This window comes from Aureimonas frigidaquae (genome assembly GCF_001463905.1).
GTDB classification, from domain to species: Bacteria; Pseudomonadota; Alphaproteobacteria; order Rhizobiales; family Rhizobiaceae; genus Aureimonas; species Aureimonas frigidaquae.
On the sequence record NZ_BBWR01000012.1, the window covers coordinates 1 to 15,646 of the forward strand.

Annotated in this window: 14 protein-coding genes and 1 pseudogene; 8 read left to right on the top strand and 7 right to left on the bottom strand. The window is 67.9% G+C overall.

Annotated elements, in window-relative coordinates; all coding sequences use genetic code 11:
- A pseudogene (locus AUL30_RS12530) lies at positions 1-193 on the bottom strand (outer membrane protein); the annotation flags it as partial.
- Between the two features lie 470 nt (positions 194-663).
- Between AUL30_RS12530 and AUL30_RS12535 the strand changes: the two are divergent.
- A complete protein-coding gene (locus AUL30_RS12535; RefSeq protein ID WP_062228241.1) occupies positions 664-1,410 on the top strand; it encodes a Crp/Fnr family transcriptional regulator in 747 nt (248 codons plus the stop codon).
- A gap of 22 nt (positions 1,411-1,432) precedes the next feature.
- Here the strand turns inward: AUL30_RS12535 and AUL30_RS12540 are convergent, their stop codons facing one another.
- The 4 genes from AUL30_RS12540 to cydD all read right to left on the bottom strand — a co-directional run bounded on the left by AUL30_RS12540 (position 1,433) and on the right by cydD (position 6,469).
- On the bottom strand, positions 1,433-2,224 hold the full coding sequence (locus AUL30_RS12540) for a VOC family protein (protein ID WP_062228242.1): 792 nt from the start codon (positions 2,222-2,224) through the stop codon (positions 1,433-1,435).
- Complete coding sequence (locus AUL30_RS19430; RefSeq protein WP_083507909.1) at positions 2,211-2,942, bottom strand: DUF1428 domain-containing protein; 732 nt, start codon at positions 2,940-2,942, stop codon at positions 2,211-2,213. The genes AUL30_RS12540 and AUL30_RS19430 overlap by 14 nt, the downstream gene beginning before the upstream one ends.
- Positions 2,943-3,038: 96 nt before the next feature.
- Positions 3,039-4,703: a thiol reductant ABC exporter subunit CydC gene (gene cydC, locus AUL30_RS12550; RefSeq protein WP_062228243.1), complete on the bottom strand. Its 1,665-nt coding sequence runs from the start codon at positions 4,701-4,703 to the stop codon at positions 3,039-3,041.
- Positions 4,700-6,469, bottom strand: coding sequence for a thiol reductant ABC exporter subunit CydD (cydD, locus tag AUL30_RS12555; protein ID WP_062228245.1), 1,770 nt, complete (start codon positions 6,467-6,469; stop codon positions 4,700-4,702). The genes cydC and cydD overlap by 4 nt, the downstream gene beginning before the upstream one ends.
- Before the next feature lie 156 nt (positions 6,470-6,625).
- On the opposite strand from cydD, the gene AUL30_RS12560 reads away from it, so the two are divergent.
- The 4 genes from AUL30_RS12560 to hemN are packed head-to-tail and all read left to right on the top strand — an operon-like array spanning position 6,626 to position 10,885.
- Positions 6,626-8,212 (top strand): cytochrome ubiquinol oxidase subunit I, encoded by a 1,587-nt coding sequence (locus AUL30_RS12560; protein WP_062228246.1) that lies wholly within the window; start codon positions 6,626-6,628, stop codon positions 8,210-8,212.
- Positions 8,213-8,239: 27 nt separating this feature from the next.
- On the top strand, positions 8,240-9,388 hold the full coding sequence (gene cydB, locus AUL30_RS12565; protein ID WP_062228247.1) for a cytochrome d ubiquinol oxidase subunit II: 1,149 nt from the start codon (positions 8,240-8,242) through the stop codon (positions 9,386-9,388).
- A gap of 13 nt (positions 9,389-9,401) precedes the next feature.
- Positions 9,402-9,557, top strand: coding sequence for a cytochrome bd-I oxidase subunit CydX (gene cydX / locus AUL30_RS12570; protein WP_062228248.1), 156 nt, complete (start codon positions 9,402-9,404; stop codon positions 9,555-9,557).
- On the top strand, positions 9,554-10,885 hold the full coding sequence (gene hemN / locus AUL30_RS12575; protein WP_062228249.1) for an oxygen-independent coproporphyrinogen III oxidase: 1,332 nt from the start codon (positions 9,554-9,556) through the stop codon (positions 10,883-10,885). Before cydX ends, hemN begins: the two co-directional genes overlap by 4 nt.
- Here the strand turns inward: hemN and AUL30_RS12580 are convergent.
- Complete coding sequence (locus AUL30_RS12580) at positions 10,869-11,519, bottom strand: hypothetical protein (RefSeq protein ID WP_062228250.1); 651 nt, start codon at positions 11,517-11,519, stop codon at positions 10,869-10,871. The genes hemN and AUL30_RS12580 overlap by 17 nt on opposite strands.
- Before the next feature lie 206 nt (positions 11,520-11,725).
- On the opposite strand from AUL30_RS12580, the gene copM reads away from it, so the two are divergent.
- Positions 11,726-12,148, top strand: coding sequence for a CopM family metallochaperone (gene copM / locus AUL30_RS12585; protein WP_062228251.1), 423 nt, complete (start codon positions 11,726-11,728; stop codon positions 12,146-12,148).
- A 234-nt stretch (positions 12,149-12,382) separates the two neighbouring features.
- Here copM and AUL30_RS12590 read toward each other — a convergent pair whose 3' ends face one another.
- Positions 12,383-13,402 carry a LacI family DNA-binding transcriptional regulator gene (locus AUL30_RS12590; RefSeq protein WP_244490815.1) on the bottom strand — a complete coding sequence of 340 codons (1,020 nt, stop codon included), beginning with the start codon at positions 13,400-13,402 and terminating at the stop codon, positions 12,383-12,385.
- 408 nt (positions 13,403-13,810) lie between these two features.
- On the opposite strand from AUL30_RS12590, the gene denD reads away from it, so the two are divergent.
- Entirely contained in the window at positions 13,811-14,800 is a 990-nt protein-coding gene (gene denD, locus AUL30_RS12595) for a D-erythronate dehydrogenase (protein ID WP_062228253.1), read from the top strand.
- 44 nt (positions 14,801-14,844) lie between these two features.
- On the top strand, positions 14,845-15,612 hold the full coding sequence (locus AUL30_RS12600) for an SDR family oxidoreductase (RefSeq protein WP_062228254.1): 768 nt from the start codon (positions 14,845-14,847) through the stop codon (positions 15,610-15,612).
- Positions 15,613-15,646: the final 34 nt, after the last annotated feature.

Sequence of the window (15,646 nt, forward strand, 5' to 3'; positions counted from 1 at the left end):
AGGTCGAGAAGAGACCCGAGTCACGGTTGAAGGCGACGCCAGCCTGGCCACCGACATAGAAGCCGGTCCAGGTGAAGGCCGGCTCGAAAGCGACGACCGGCGCCGCTGCAACCGGCTCCTCATAGATGACGTCAGCGGCAACAGCCGGCGTTACGAAAGCGGCCGAAGCCAGAAGAAGCGCGAAACGGTTCATCTCTGAAACCCCTTGTTGATGGCCTGCTCGCGGTGGAGCGCTTGGTCTCTCGCCGAGCCAGGCCGTTACTCTTGATCGTTGCGTACCGACAATTTGTACCTGCCGCCAGTTGAAAAAAGGGGTCTTCAGGAGAACTGCAGCGGGTGTTGCACAACAATCACAAGTTGTTAGGCGGCAGGCATAACAGTGTTTAAAATACCGTTACCGAAATACAATGCGCCTGTGGCGGCCTGTCGCAGTACAGGGTCGGAATACGGTTTCATTTACAACAAAGTTAAGCAAAGCTTTACGTGGGCGCTGTCCCCGGACGGGTCGGCGCGGCGGGAGGCGCACACCGGGTATTGCGGTTTATTCCTTTGCGCGCCTGTATTAAAAGGCGTGGGGCGGCACCCAATGCGCCACGGTGCCGAACCGGCACCCCGAGGGTACCTCTGCGGCGCTGGCCCGGCGCAACCATGCGGACGTTTGACATGGCCCATATCATCCCGCTCGGCCGGGACCGGCCTGCCCCCCTTGCGCTGAAGGACAGCACCTGCACCGGTTGCGCCGTGCGTTCGATCGCCCTGTGTGGCGCGCTCGGTTGCCACGAGGCGGAGATGTTACAGAGCATCGCCAGCACCCGCCGGCTCGATCCCGACGACATTCTGTATCAGGAAGGCGACAAGCGCCTGCGCGTCTATACGCTGACGGAAGGGGTGCTGCGCCTGTCCAGCCTTCTCGCCGATGGGCGCCGGCAGATTACCGGCTTCCTGATGCCGGGCGACTTCCTGGGCCTTGCCGACGACGAAACCTACGCATCCGATGTCGAAGCGGTGACGGCCTGCACCTTGTGCAGCTTCACCGTGGCCGACATGGACCGGTTGATGAGCCGCCGCCCCGAACTCGGCGCACGCCTGTTGCAGTTGACCCGCACGGCGCTGCGCCAGGCGCGGGAGGGGCAGATCATGCTGGGGCGCCTGGCCCCGGTCGAGAAATTGTCGAGCTTTCTTCTGCTCCTGTCGGCGCGCGCCGAAGAGCGCGGGCTCGGCGCGAGCCCGGTTCATCTTCCGATGTCCCGCACGGATATTGCCGATTATCTTGGCCTGACCATCGAGACAGTCAGCCGCAGCTTCACCAAACTGCGCAATCAGGGCCTCATCAGCCTGACCGACGCGCATATGGTCCATATCCCCGATCTGCGGGCGCTGTCGGCCGTGGCGGGAGTGAACCCGCGCTAGGCGGCGGCAGACCCGATCCGCCTCACATCGCCATGGGCGCGCCGTGACGCGGCCCGACCAGGCCGAAACGGGCCGCTTCCCGATCCTCCGCGACCATGGAGAAAGCGCCGCCCGGAATCTCCAGGGGCTCCTGAACGACCCTGCCACCGCTCTGCGTGACACGGGCCAGCGCGGCATCGATATCGTCCACCACGAAATAGACCTGCCAACCCGGACGGCTCCCCGGCACCGGCCCCATGATCGCGCCGATGCAATCGGCGCCGGCATGGATGAAGCGGTACATGCCGAGGTCACCCATCGGCATTGCGCCCTCGGCGCGGATGGACAGGAGAGAAGTGTAGAAGCCGAGCGCGGCATCCGGCTCCGGGGCGCACAGTTCGTTCCATGCGGCATGCCCCGGCGCGGCGTCGAGGCCGCAGGCAAAGGCGTCCGCCGCCGCCCCGTCATCCCTGCGCAGCAGATAGAAGGGTTGCCCCTGCGGATCGGTCAGGAAGGCGAACCGCCCGACGCCCGGTATGTCGGTGGGCGGCACATGGACAGCCGCGCCAAGACCGGATGCGGCGGCAGCGCGTGCATCGACATCATCCACCGCGAAGTAGATGAGCCAGCGCGGCATCATCGACGTGTCCTGCCCCAGCGGCATCATGCCCGCCACCGGGGTCTGGCCGGCCAGCGCCATGCGATAGCCGGACGGGCCGGCGCCGGGCGGCGTGGTGAACCGCCAGTTCAGGACATCGGCATAGAAGCCCTCTGCAGCGGCCGGCTCTTCCGAAACCAGTTCGTACCAGACCGGCCGGCCTTCAGGCGTCGCCATGGCTGTTCCCCTGCGGCACGACGGCAAAGCCGCCATAGATCATGCGCTGGCCGTCAAAGGGCATCGGATTGTCGTCCCCGCCCGATTCCATCTGTTGGAAGACCTGCTTCAGACCGGCATCGCGGGTGGCCTTGTCCGGCCATTCGATCCACGAGAAACAGACCGTCTCGTCCGGTCTGGCCTGGACCGCGCGCTGGAAATCCGTGACTTTGCCCTGCGGCACATCCACGCCCCAGCATTCGACATGGCGTGTGGCGCCATTGTCCAGAAAGAGCGGCGCCGCCTGGCGGCAGTGCCGTATGAAGATGTCGCGGTTGGCCGTGGGCACGGCCAGCACGAACCCGTCCACATAACCGAAATCGCCACCCGGCCCTTCCTCCACCACGGGCTCGAACCCGCCGAAGATCATCCGCTGCCCGTCAAAGGCCATGTCCGACATATCCATGCCCGGATCCGCCATCATGGCCGCCTCACCCTCGGCGCGCGCCGCCGCGTCGGGCCATGCGATCCAGCCGAAGCCGATGCTCTCACCCTCCCGCGCCGCAACGGAACGGTAGAAATCCGTGACCTTGCCCGGCGGAACATCGTCGCCGATGGCATCGACGACGGCGAGCGCGCCGTGCCGGCGCATGGCTGGAACGGCCTTTCGGGCCTGCTCGATGAAATGATCCTGACGCGCGGCGTCGATCGGGAACACGCATCCGACGATGTAGGACATATCCGGGAGCCTCCTCTTTACCCCCTTGTCCCACAGGCTATGGGTTGATGTCAACCTATTGAGTTAGCACCTGTATGCATCCGTCTCGTTCGGGCGTCAGCGATCCATGGCTTCGGCGTCCAGCCGCCCGTCACGCAAGGTCCAGACCGCATCCACCGCATGTGCGGGAAGCTCGGCATGGGTGGCGAGCACCACCGTGCGCCCGGCGCAGGCGCGGCGAAGATCGCGCAGGAAGGCATCTTCCGCCTGCCCGTCGAGGCCCGATGTCGGCTCGTCCAGGAGCAGGATCCGCGCCGGCGTCAACAGAATGCGGGCCAGGGCAAGGCGGCGCCCCTCGCCGGTCGACAGCGTGTGGCCGGCTTCCCCCACTGGCGCATCCAGACCACCCGGCAGGCTGCGCACGAGCTGGTCCAGGCGCGCACGCTCGAGCGCCTGCCACAGGGCGTCGTCCGGCGCCTGTGGCGCGGCCAGAGCGAGATTGTCGCGAATCGTCCCGATGAAGACGGGCGCGTCCTGCTCCAGAAGCGCGACCGTTCCGTAAAGCGTATCGGCAGACAGTTCGGCAATATCGACGCCGCCGATCGTGACCCGCCCCTCCAACGGCGGCAGTAGCGCAAGGATGGACAGGAGAAGCGTCGACTTGCCGCTGCCGCTCGGGCCCTTTACGGCAACGAGCGCGGCGGGCCGGACGGTCAGCGTCACCGGGCCGAGGGCGGCCCGCCCGGCATGGCCGACACACAGGCGCTCGAGGCGCAGTGCGCCGGACGGCACGTCGGTCAGCCGGCCCGGCAGCTTGCGTGACAGGGGCGCGTCGGCAATGTCGGACAGGCGCTGTGCGGCTGCGGCCGCCGCGCCGAGGCGCGCCACGCTGCGGGTGATCGTGGCCGTGGCCTCGAAACTGCCGATCGTGGCGAGCAGCAGACCGGCCAGGCCGGGGCCGCCGAGCTGACCCGCCGAAACGGCGAGGATGCCCGGGACGAGGACGGCCACCAGCGCGGCCCCGGTCAGGATATGGACCCCGGCCTGGGCCAGCGCGGCGCGCCGCCCGATGGAAAGACGCGCCCGTGCAAGCGCCTGCGCAGCGCCGTCGAGGCCTTCGAAGAACCGGTCCTGCGCGCCCAGCGCCAGAATGTCGGTCCGGCCGGCGGCGCCGTCCAGCGCCTCGCCACGCAGGGCTCCCGCGGCCTCCACGGCCGCAGCGCCCGCCCGCCGGGTGGCCCGCACGAGAAGCAGCGGCACCCCCAAGGCCGCAGCCAGGAAGGCGAGCGCAAAGCCGGGGGCGGCCAGCGGCAGGAGAAACGCCAGGATGACCGTCATGCCGAGCCCTGCCACGAGGGCGGTGAGCATGGGTCCGAAGGCGAGCAGAAACACGACATCGAGCGTATCCACATCGGCGGTCAGCCGCGCGACGAGCTCGCCGCGCTTCAGGCCGCTGCCGACAGGGCCGGCGCGGGGCAGAAGCCGCGCGAAGAGCCAGGCACGAATGTCCGTCAGCAGTTTCAGAGTCGCGTCATGGCCGCTCAGCCGCTCGCCATAGCGGGCGGCGATGCGCAGGAAGGACAGGCCGCGCACAGCGGCGGAGGGACCGAACAGGTTGAAGCTCGCCGCCGCGCCGGCCAGGAAGGCCGCCGTCAGGAACCAGCCCGAAACCGCCAGAAGCCCGATCCCGGCCGCCAGCGTGATAAGAGACAGGCTCAAGGCCGCCAGGAAGGCGCCGCGATGGCGCGCAAAGAGCGGCAGGAAACGCGACAGGGCACTCATGCAGCTTGCGCCCGGATCAGGCGGATCGCATCACGCGCCGCAGGGCCGAAGGGTTGCAGACGGTGGCCGCTCATGCCCAGACGCAAGGACAGGCGCTGCGTCAGGGCCGCGGAGTGGGTGGCGGCGATCATCGTGCGCCCCTTTGCAAATTCCATAAGATTGTCGATGAGCTGCGCTTCGGTCTGCGCATCCAGATGCGCGGTCGGCTCGTCCAGGAGCACCAGGCCCGGATCGCGCAGGAACAGCCGCGCCAGGCCGACCCGGTGGGCCTGCCCGCCCGACAGGCCGTACCCGCCCTCGCCCACCATGGTGTCCAGCCCGTCCGGCAACCCGTCGGTGAAGGCGGTAACGAGCGCAAGCCGCGCCGCCTCCTGCACCGCGCGGGCATCGGCATCCTCGCGGCCGAAGCGGATGTTGTCGGCGATGGTGCCGCGGAACAGGCGTGGCTTCTGCCCGATATAGGCGATGGCCCCGGCGCGCTCCGCCGGCGCCTGCAGGCAAAGCTCGACCCCGCCGATTCGCAGGCACCCCTCGGCAGGACGCAGACCCGCCAGCGTTTCGATCAGGCTGGTCTTGCCGCAGCCGCTCGGCCCGACCAGCGCCACATGGCGCCCGGCCTCGATATGCAGGGCCGTCTGGCGCAGGAGGATCCGGCCCGTCGGCGTTGCAAGGCAAAGCGCGTCCGCATCGATGGCGAGCGGCCCCGCGGGCAGGCCCGCGGCGGCCTGGCCCGCAAAGCGGGGAAGGTCCGGCCCGGCCTCCGGCAGGCGGGTCAGCGCCGCTTCCATCTGCGCCACGGCGGCCAGTGCGCCGGCGCGGTCGTGGTAGTGGGCGGCCAGAAGCCGCAGGGGCTGGTAAACCTCCGGCGCCATCAGGAGGCAGAACAGCCCGGCGGAGAGCGTTGCGCCCGCTCCCGCAGATCCGACCATGCCGAGATAGGCAAGCCCGATATACAGTGCGACACCGGCCACGCCGAGCGCCGCGAAGAACTCCAGGACGGCCGAGGACAGAAAGGCGATCCGCAGGACCCGGAAGGTTCGGGCGCGCAGCTCGTCGCTCCGCTGGCGCATGGCCAGGACCTCGTCCTCCCCGCGCCGCATGAGCGCCAGGGTGACGAGGCCGGACAGGCGGTCGGCGAAATAGGCTGACAGGCGGGTCAGGGCGGTGGCCTGCGTATCGCTGGCGGCCTGCGCCCCCCAGCCGACCAGCGCCATGAAGAGAATGATGAGCGGCGCCGTCAGGACGAAGATCACCGCGACGACCCAGTCGAGGGGCGCCACCACGGCCGCGAAGGCAAGCGGCAGGACGGCCGCCTGCGTCATGGCCGGCAGGAAGCGCACGAGGAAGCCGTCCAGCGCATCCACCTGATCGACGAGGAGCGCGGCCACAGCGCCGCTGGACCGGTCGGCATCGGCGCGGGGCGGGTCCTGCAGCACGCCGGCCATCAGCGACAGCCTGAGCGCGCGCTTGATGCGCTCGGCCGCCGCCAGGGCGGCATGTTCACCGATGAGCGCGAGCCCGGCACGCGCCGCGAACAGCGCAAAGACGCCTGCGATCGGGGCCGCCAGCGCGGCCGGATCGGTGGGCTCGCGCAGGACGGCATCCACGATCCCCGCCAGGAGCCAGGCCTGCGGGATGAGCAGGAGCCCGGACAGGACCGGCAGGACCGTCGCGAGCCGAAGGGCGAACCCGCCGCCCCGGGAAAGGCGCCGCAGCCAGCGTCCATGTTCGCGCCGCTGCGCGTGCCCTGCCCCAAGCGTGCTCATCGAACCTCGTCTCCAGCCATGTCGATGGGCTTTAGGCCGGCCCCGCCCGGACATCATTGATCTCAATCAATGCGGGCACCGCGTTCCGGGGCCAAAGGCTGGATGGAGAACCGGCAAATGGCGCCGGCCCGACCTTTGAAGAAGGCGAACCCTGCAATGATCGATATGACGGTCGTCGACCTGTCGCGGCTGCAATTCGCGGCCACGGCCATGTACCACTTCCTGTTCGTGCCGCTGACCCTGGGCCTGGCGTTCCTCCTGGCCATCATGGAGAGCGTCTACGTGATGACGGGCCGGGAGATCTGGCGCCGCATGACCATGTTCTGGGGCACGCTCTTCGGCATCAACTTCGCCATGGGCGTGGCCACGGGCATCGTGATGGAGTTCCAGTTCGGCATGAACTGGGCCTATTACAGCCATTATGTCGGCGACGTCTTCGGCGCCCCGCTGGCCATCGAAGGCCTCATGGCCTTCTTCCTGGAGGCGACCTTCATCGGCCTCTTCTTCTTTGGCTGGGACCGGCTCAGCCGCGTCCAGCACCTTTGCGTCACCTGGCTCATGGCGCTCGGCGCCAACTTTTCGGCGCTGTGGATCCTGATCGCCAATGGCTGGATGCAGAATCCCGTCGGCTCGGTCTTCAATCCGGACACGATGCGCATGGAGATCACGGATTTCATGGCCGTCATCTTCAACCCGGTCGCGCAGGCCAAGTTCGTCCATACGGTCAGCGCGGGCTATGTCACCGGCGCGGTCTTCGTCATCACGGTGAGCGCCTGGTTCATCCTGCGCGGACGCCATCTGGATCTTGCCAAGCGCTCCATCGCGGTGGCGGCCAGCTTCGGCCTTGCCGCGTCGCTGTCGGTCGTCGTCCTGGGCGACGAAAGCGGCTATGCCGCGACCCAGCACCAGAAGATGAAGCTGGCCGCTATGGAGGCCATGTGGCACACCGAGGCGGCCCCGGCCGGCTTCAACCTCTTCGCCATTCCCGGCCAGGGGCACAATAGCTGGGAATTGCAGGTCCCCTATGCTCTCGGCATCATCGCGACGCGCTCCTTGAGCGGCGAGGTGCCCGGTATTCTCGATCTCGTCGAGGTGGCCGGCCAGCGGATCCGCAGCGGGCTGAACGCCTATGGCGCGCTGCAGGACATCCGGGCCGATGGCAGCAACGAAGCGGCGCGCACGCGCTTTGCGCAGAGCTGGCAGGATCTCGGCTATGCGCTCCTGTTGAAGCGCTACCGCTCCGACATCCTCAACGCCACGCCGGAAGAGATCACGCAGGCAGCCTTCGATACCGTCCCCGGCGTCGCGCCGCTCTTCTGGTCCTTCCGGATCATGGTCGCGCTCGGCTTCTTCTTCATCGGCTTCTTCGCCTTCGCCTTCTTCCTCGCCTGCAAGCATCAGATCGTGGAAAGCCGGCGCTTCCTGCGGCTGGCGGTCGTCACGCTGCCGCTGCCCTGGGTCGCCATCGAAGCGGGCTGGTTCATCGCCGAATATGGCCGCCAGCCCTGGGCCGTGGAGGGCGTGCTGCCCACCTTCTATGCGGCGTCCGACCTGTCGGTCACCAGCCTTGCCATCAGCCTCGCCTTCTTCGTGACGCTCTACACGGCGCTGGCGATCATCATGGTCTTCCTGATGCTGAAGGTCATCAAGGCCGGCCCAGGCGATCGCAACCCGCTGATCGACGGGCTGACGGGCGGCGCGCACCTGCCGCAGACCGCCGCCGCCGCGCCCGACCGCCACTAAAAACCCGCCACGAAAGACGTCACGGACATGACATCCATCCCTCTCGACTATGAAACGATGCGGCTCATCTGGTGGGCGCTGCTCGGCATCCTGCTCATCGGCTTCGCCATTGCCGGCGGCTACGACCTCGGCGTCGGAGCGCTCCTGCCCTTCGTCGCCCGCACGGATGCCGAACGTCGGATCCTTCTCAACCTGATCGGCCCGACCTGGGAAGGAAACCAGGTCTGGCTGGTGCTCGGCGGCGGCGCCATATTCGCGGCCTGGCCGATGCTCTACGCCGTCTCCTTCAGCGGCTTCTACCTTGCCATGATCACCGTCCTCCTGGCGCTCATCCTGCGCCCGGTCGGCTTCAAGTTCCGGGGCAAGATGCCCGGCGCGCGCTGGCGGCAAAGCTGGGACTGGGCGCTCTTCATCGGCGGTTTCGTGCCGGCGCTGATCTTCGGCGTGGCCGTGGGCAACGTGATAACCGGCGTCCCCTTCGGGCTCGATGCGGCATTGCGCCCGCGCTATACGGGCAGCTTCTTCGGGCTGCTGCAGCCCTTCGCGCTCCTGTGCGGCCTCGTCAGCGTCTCCATGCTCGTCATGCATGCGGGCGGCATCATCGCCGCGCGCACGCAAGGTCCCGTGGCGCGCCGCGCCGCTCTTTATGGCCGCATGGCCGCGGTGGCGACCATCGTGCTCTTCGCCCTCGGTGGCGTGTGGGTGGCCTACGGCATTTCCGGCTACAGCCTGACCAGCGCCGTCATGGCCGCACTTCCCTCCAACCCGCTTGCCAAGACGGTCGCGGTGCAGGACGGCGCCTGGCTCGCCAATTACGCCGCCCATCCCTGGATGCTGGCCGCCCCGGCGCTGGGTTTTGCCGGCGCGGTGCTCGGCCTGTTGCTGATCGGCAGCCGGCAGACGGTCCTCACCATCCTCGCCTCCAGCCTGTCGATCTTCGGCATCATCGCGACGGTCGGCCTGTCGATCTTTCCGTTCCTGCTGCCGTCTTCGCTCGATCCGGCCATGAGCCTGACCGTCTGGGACGCTTCGTCCAGCCATCTCACGCTCTTCATCATGCTGGCCGCGACCATCGTCTTCCTGCCGCTGGTGCTCGTCTACACCGCCTGGGTCTACCGCGTGATGCGCGGACCCGTCACGGCGGACTCGATCGCCCGCAACCCCAACGCCTACTGAGGACGGACCGAACATGTGGTATTTTTCGTGGATCCTGGGCGTCGGCCTTGCCTGCGCCTTCGCCATCCTGAACGCGATGTGGTTCGAGATGCGGGAGGACCGGGCCGCCTCCGCCCTTCCGCAGCCCACCGTCGAACCGGGCGGGCGTGGCACAGGGCGTCCCGCGTGAGCCCGGATCCGGCCGCCCGTTACGCCGGCCAGTCCGTGCCGCGCTATACCTCCTACCCCACGGCAGCCGATTTCAGCGCCGCCGTGGGGCCGGCCGAGTACCGCAGCTGGCTGTCGGCCCTGCCGCTGGGCGAGGCCGTCTCGATTTACCTCCACGTGCCCTATTGCCGGCAGCTCTGCCACTATTGCGGATGCCACGCCAAGGTGGCGCGGCGTGACCACGTGATCGAGACCTACCGCCGGCACCTCGTCGCGGAAATCGGGCTGGTGGCCGACGCCCTGCCCGGCCGCATCCCGGCGGCGCGCATCGCCTGGGGCGGCGGCACGCCGTCCATCCTGGGCCCGGAAGGGTTGGCCGATGTCCACGCTGCCCTGGCGCAGGCCTTCGATTTCGGCGCGCTGGTCGAGCACGCGATCGAGCTCGACCCACGCCAGGTGACGCCGCTCCTTTGCGACGGGCTGGCCCGCATGGGCGTGAACCGGGCGAGCCTCGGCGTGCAGGATACGCACCCCGCCGTGCAGGAAGCGATCGGCCGGCTCCAGCCCATGGAGACGGTTGCGACGGCGGTGTCCATGCTGCGGGGCGTCGGCATTTCCCGGATCAACATGGACCTGATCTACGGCCTGCCCGGCCAGAGCGTCGAAAGCCTCGACGCCACGTGCCAGGCGGTCGCCGCGCTGTCGCCCGACCGCATTGCCTGCTACGGCTACGCGCATCTGCCGGAACGCCGCGCCAATCAGCGCCTGATCGATGCGGCCCGTCTGCCGGGCCCGGCGGAACGCCTGAAGCTGCACGATACGGTATCGGCCCGGCTCGCCCATTTCGGCTACGTACCCATCGGGATCGATCATTTCGCACGCTTCTGCGACCCCTTGGCCAAGGCCGCCCGCTCCGGCCGGCTGCATCGCAATTTCCAGGGCTATACGGATGACGATCGGCCGACGCTGATCGGATTGGGCGCCTCGGCCATCTCGCAGCTTCCCGGCGGCTTCGCCCAATCCGAGCCGGAGATCGGCGCCTATGGACGCAGCATTGCCGGCGGCACGCTCGCAACCCGGCGCGGCCATGCGCTCGGCCTGGACGACCGGCGCCGCGCCGCCATCATCGAGGCACTCATGTGCAATTTCCGGGCGGATCTCGGCAGCCTGGCAAGCGGCTTCGCGGACGAGATGGCGCTGCTGCGCCCCTTCGTCCTGGACGGGCTGGTGGAGATTGCGGACGGGGTCATTGCCGTCACCAGGGCGGGCCGGCCCTTCGTGCGGCTCGTCTCGGCCGTCTTCGACCGCTTCCGGCTCGAAGCCACGCGCCGCTTCAGCGGCGCGGTGTAGCCAGGCAGGAACGCGGATCCTCGGCCGCGCCGGCATTCTGCCGCAGGGCGGCGCCGAAGACATGGACGCTGAGGCAAAGCAGAACCGCATAGCCCAGCGTCTCGAACGTCTCCTCCAGGAAGACGCCGAGCTCCGGCATGGGCAGATGCGGGACCGACGCTTCGGCGGCAGCGCCCAGAAGCACGAGCACGGCGGCGACGACGAAGGGCCAGCCGCGCAGCTTGACGGCATAGGACCAGAATTCGGGCAGAAGCCGCAGGCGCAAGGCAAGATAGGGCAGGAGCAGCGCCAGGATGGCGATGGTTTCGTGCAGCCGGAACGCATCGGTGTTCAGATAGGCCGTCACCGGGCCACGGACCGGAAGCTCCAGCTCGCGCAGGAAGAAGACGATCCCCAGGAGCACCAATCCAAAGCTCGCCAGCCGCCCCGCGCCCCGTTGCCAGATGGTCGCGCCGATGAAGAACACGACCGTCGCGCCCAGGATGATCTCCTGCCCGCGCTCCAGCGGCCCTTCCTCGATCGAGGACGGCCCGAAGCCGATCGTCGCGGCGATGGCGAGAGCCAGAAGGACGATACCCGTCAGGACGATGGCGAGGCGCCCGGCAAACTGGCGGCCGACATGGAACGTATTCATAAGACACCCTTAAGATGGGATGTTCTGAACCCATCACCGCAAGTGGCGCAAGTTGTTTTTTTAGGAGCGTATACTGAACCGAAGGTTACCGGCGCCCCGGCCTCCTCGCAGGCCATGCTCCGCTCTCTTGACCTTACCATCATGGCAAGGTGCAGCTCGGGGCCTGCGTCCGATCTGACGGACCGAACTTTCAGGAGAGATGATTCATGTCCCGCAAAGCCTTTTTCGCCCTTCTCGTCCTCGGTGCCCTGGCTGGCCCCGGCGCGGCTCAGACCGCGGAGCAGAACCATGCCGGCCACGGCGCCATGGCCGATAGCGAGGTGGCAGCGCCAGGGGCCGGGGTCGGGGACGAGGCCGGAGCCGACTATGCGGCGGCCATGGAGCGGATGCATGGGCCGATGATGGAGGGGATCGCCAATCCCGACCCCGATGTCGCCTTCGTCCTCGGGATGATCCCGCATCATCAGGGCGCCATCGACATGGCACAGATCGTCCTCAAGCACGGCAAGGATCCGTTCACCCGCCATCTCGCGCAGGAGGTGATCACCGCGCAGGAACAGGAGATCGGCCAGATGCGCGACTGGCTTGCCGCACGCGGGATCACGGTGCCCGACGCTGCCGCCCAGTAAGGCCGGGCCGATCGCCGCATGGAACAGAATGCCGCACACCGCGTTGCATGATCCGACACAAACAGGAGAGTATCGCGGTGAATATCTTCTACATCATCGGCGTCATCGTCGTCGTCATTGCCATTCTCAGCTTCCTCGGTCTCGCCTGATACAGGATCGGGGGATGCCGGTGCACTCTGCGCCGGGATGATAGAGAAGGCTCCGGTCCATCAGGCCGGAGCCTTTCTCGTTTGATCAGGCGGTGGCGCCCGGAACGAGGGTGAAGCCCACCGCGACGCGCTGCGCCGGCCCCTGCGCAAAGACCAGCCGGGCGGCCATTTCGCCCACCTCGACGCGCGGGGTCAGCAGCGTCGTCAGCGGGAGCGGGGCCGAGCGGCCGATATCCAGCCCGTTGCACCCCATGATGCCGAGACGGCCCGGCACGGCGATTCCCTTTGCCATGCAATGAAAAAGTGCTCCGACGGCATAGTCATCGTTGGAGCAGAAGAAGGCGTCGATGGACGGGTGGCGTTCGATGAGCCGCCCGGCTGCCGCCCGGCCTGCCTCGGTCGAGGATTCGCCCTCCAGCTGTTCGATCGCCACGAAATCCAGCCCTTCCGCGCGCAGGACCGAACGGAACCCTTCGCAGCGCTTGCCGCTGCGCGTGTCGTTGGCAAAATCACGCCCGATAAAGGCGATGCGCCGGTACCCACGCGACAGAAGGTGACGGGCCGACTCGCGCCCTGCCTGCGCATGGGAAAAGCCGATGACGATGTCGATCCCCTCCCCGTCCAGGTCGAGCAGTTCGGCAATGCGGATATGAGATGCCGCCAACATGCGCCGCGTGCCCGGCGTATGGTCGAGCCCGACGACCATCAAGGCCGCAGGCCGCCAGGCGAGCATGGAGGCGATGAGCGCTTCCTCACGCTCTTTTGAATAATCCGTGACGGCGATCACCGCCTGGTGCCCGGTCTGGTCGAGCTGGCGCGTCACGCCCTGGAGGAGGTCCGGAAACACGACATTGTGTAGCGAAGGAATGACGATGCCGACAAGGTTCGATCCGGCCGAAGCCAGCCCTCCCGCGAGGCGGTTGGGCACGTAGCCGAGCTTCTGGATGGCGGCCATGACACGGTCGCGCGTCGGGGGCGAAACAGACCCCTTCTTGCGCACCACGCGTGACACTGTACTGGCGCCGACGCCGGCCTCCAGGCTGACATCCTGCAACGTCACGGCGGCTGTTTCCAGCCCGCGCAACCCACGGTCCTTCCTGCTCAACGGCCCCTCCCCAGGAGCGGACGACGTGGCGTCCGAAGGCCGGCCTGATCGGCCGATCCTTATCATCATACTTTTTTTGGCAGCGCTGCCAGATGACGCTTGGCAGAGTGATCGCAATTCGCTAGGCCTAATGCAAGCGCTGCCAAGGCGCATGTGCAAGAAGGCCGCAACAGGCGGCCCTGCAGGAGACACGGCCCGGTCGCAGGACCCGCAAAGCGGGCTTCGCCGGACCATGATGGGGGGAAACGATGTCAGTCCATGACCGTCGGCACGTTTGGCATATGCTGCGCTCGCAAGCCGCGCGGCGCCGTGCGAACGCAGCCCCCGCGGGCTGACCCCTCCCCAGACCACGCAAGATCGTAGCAGTGCCCCGGCGGCGGTGCCCCGGGCAAGGAGCGGATAGAAGCGATGCATCTACTGATGATCGGCGCGGCAGGCATGGTCGGCCGCAAGATCCTGGACAAGATCGCGGCCGAGCCGGCCGTTCTCGGCCAGCCGGTCGAGCGGTTCACTCTGGTGGACGTGGTGGCCCCGACGGCCCCCGCATCCCTGGCCGCGACAGCGGCCTGCGAGGCGGCGGACCTGTCGGATGCCGGCGTGGCGGAACGGCTGATCGCCGGCCGGCCGGACCTGATCATCCATCTGGCAGCGGTCGTGTCGGGAGAGGCCGAGGCCGATTTCGACAAGGGCTACCGCGTCAACCTGGCCGGCACCCAGGCGCTGCTCGAGGCAATCCGCCAGGAGGGCCTGAAGGCGCCCTACCAGCCGCGCGTCGTCTATGCATCTTCCATCGCCGTCTATGGCGCGCCGTTCGAGGAAACGATCGCGGAGGATTTCGCGCTCTACCCCCTCACCAGCTACGGCACCCAGAAGGCCATCGGCGAACTGCTCCTGGCCGATTATTCCCGCAAGGGGTTCCTGCAGGGGATCGGCATCCGCCTGCCGACCATCTGCATCCGTCCCGGCACGCCGAACAAGGCCGCGTCGGGCTTCTTCTCCAACATCCTGCGCGAGCCGCTGGTCGGCCAGGAGGCCGTGTTGCCGGTGGACGAGAGCGTCCGCCACTGGTTCGCCAGCCCGCGCTCTGCCGTCGGCTTCTTCATCCATGCCGCGACCATGGACCTGGCGCCCGTCGGACCGCGCATCAACCTGACCATGCCCGGCCTGTCGGCCACGGTGGGCGAGGAGATCGAAGCGCTGCGCCGCGTGGCGGGCGACAAGGCCGTCCGGCTGATCCGCCACGAGCCCGACGCCACCATCCAGCGTATCGTCGCGGGCTGGGCCACCAATTTCGAGGCGCGCCGCGCCCGCGAACTCGGCTTCACGGCCGAGACCGATTTCGACGCCATCATCCGCGCCCATATCGAGGATGAGCTCGGCGGCAAGGTCGCGGCATAGGCGCAAGGCAGGGCATGAGCGGGACAGAGATGGAGAGCGTATCGATGGCGCAGGAGCGCAGGGGCACGGGCAAGATCGCCATCGTCACCGGCGGGGGAACCGGGGTCGGCAAGGCCATCGCGCGGGAACTGGCGCGCGACGGCTACGGCGTCGTGATCACCGGACGGCGCATCGACGTATTGGAAGCGGCCGCACAGGAACTGTCGGACGTCGGCCAGGTGGCGGCGATCGCCGCAGACATCACCCGGCCCGATGCGGTCGCGGCGCTCTTTTCCAGCGTGGTCGAGCGCTTCGGACGGCTGGATCTCCTCGTCAACAATGCCGGGGTGAACGCCCCGTCCAAGATGATCGAGGACCTGACCTTCGAAGAGTGGAACACCGTGGTCGCCGCCAATCTGACGGGCGCCTTCCTGTGCACACAGGCCGCGATCCGGCAGTTCAAGGCGCAGTCGCCCCAAGGCGGCCGCATCGTCAACAACGGCTCCATCTCGGCGACGACGCCGCGCCCCAACTCGGCGCCCTATGCGGCGACCAAGCATGCGATCACGGGGCTGACCAAGGCGACCTCGCTGGACGGCCGCAGCTTCGACATCGCCTGCGGCCAGATCGATATCGGCAATGCCGCCAGCGACATGACCCAATCCATGTCGAAGGGCGTCCTGCAGGCGGATGGCGGCTATGCGGCCGAGCCGACGATCGACCCGCGCCTGGTCGGCGAAGCGGTCGTCTACATGGCCGGGCTGCCGCTGAGCGCCAATGTGCTGACCATGACCGTCATGGCCAACAGAATGCCCTTCGTCGGGCGCGGCTGAGACGCTGCGCCCTTCGAGGGCGCCGCGGCAAGGG

Coding starts and splice junctions, on each gene's coding strand:
- AUL30_RS12600 (WP_062228254.1), top strand. CDS start 14,845: ATGGCGCAGGAGCGCAGGGGCACGGGCAAGATCGCCATCGTCACCGGC.
- AUL30_RS12540 (WP_062228242.1), bottom strand. CDS start 2,224: ATGGCGACGCCTGAAGGCCGGCCGGTCTGGTACGAACTGGTTTCGGAA.
- cydX (WP_062228248.1), top strand. CDS start 9,402: ATGTGGTATTTTTCGTGGATCCTGGGCGTCGGCCTTGCCTGCGCCTTC.
- cydC (WP_062228243.1), bottom strand. CDS start 4,703: ATGAGTGCCCTGTCGCGTTTCCTGCCGCTCTTTGCGCGCCATCGCGGC.
- AUL30_RS12560 (WP_062228246.1), top strand. CDS start 6,626: ATGATCGATATGACGGTCGTCGACCTGTCGCGGCTGCAATTCGCGGCC.
- AUL30_RS12535 (WP_062228241.1), top strand. CDS start 664: ATGGCCCATATCATCCCGCTCGGCCGGGACCGGCCTGCCCCCCTTGCG.
- cydB (WP_062228247.1), top strand. CDS start 8,240: ATGACATCCATCCCTCTCGACTATGAAACGATGCGGCTCATCTGGTGG.
- denD (WP_062228253.1), top strand. CDS start 13,811: ATGCATCTACTGATGATCGGCGCGGCAGGCATGGTCGGCCGCAAGATC.
- AUL30_RS12580 (WP_062228250.1), bottom strand. CDS start 11,519: ATGAATACGTTCCATGTCGGCCGCCAGTTTGCCGGGCGCCTCGCCATC.
- AUL30_RS19430 (WP_083507909.1), bottom strand. CDS start 2,942: ATGTCCTACATCGTCGGATGCGTGTTCCCGATCGACGCCGCGCGTCAG.
- cydD (WP_062228245.1), bottom strand. CDS start 6,469: ATGAGCACGCTTGGGGCAGGGCACGCGCAGCGGCGCGAACATGGACGC.
- copM (WP_062228251.1), top strand. CDS start 11,726: ATGTCCCGCAAAGCCTTTTTCGCCCTTCTCGTCCTCGGTGCCCTGGCT.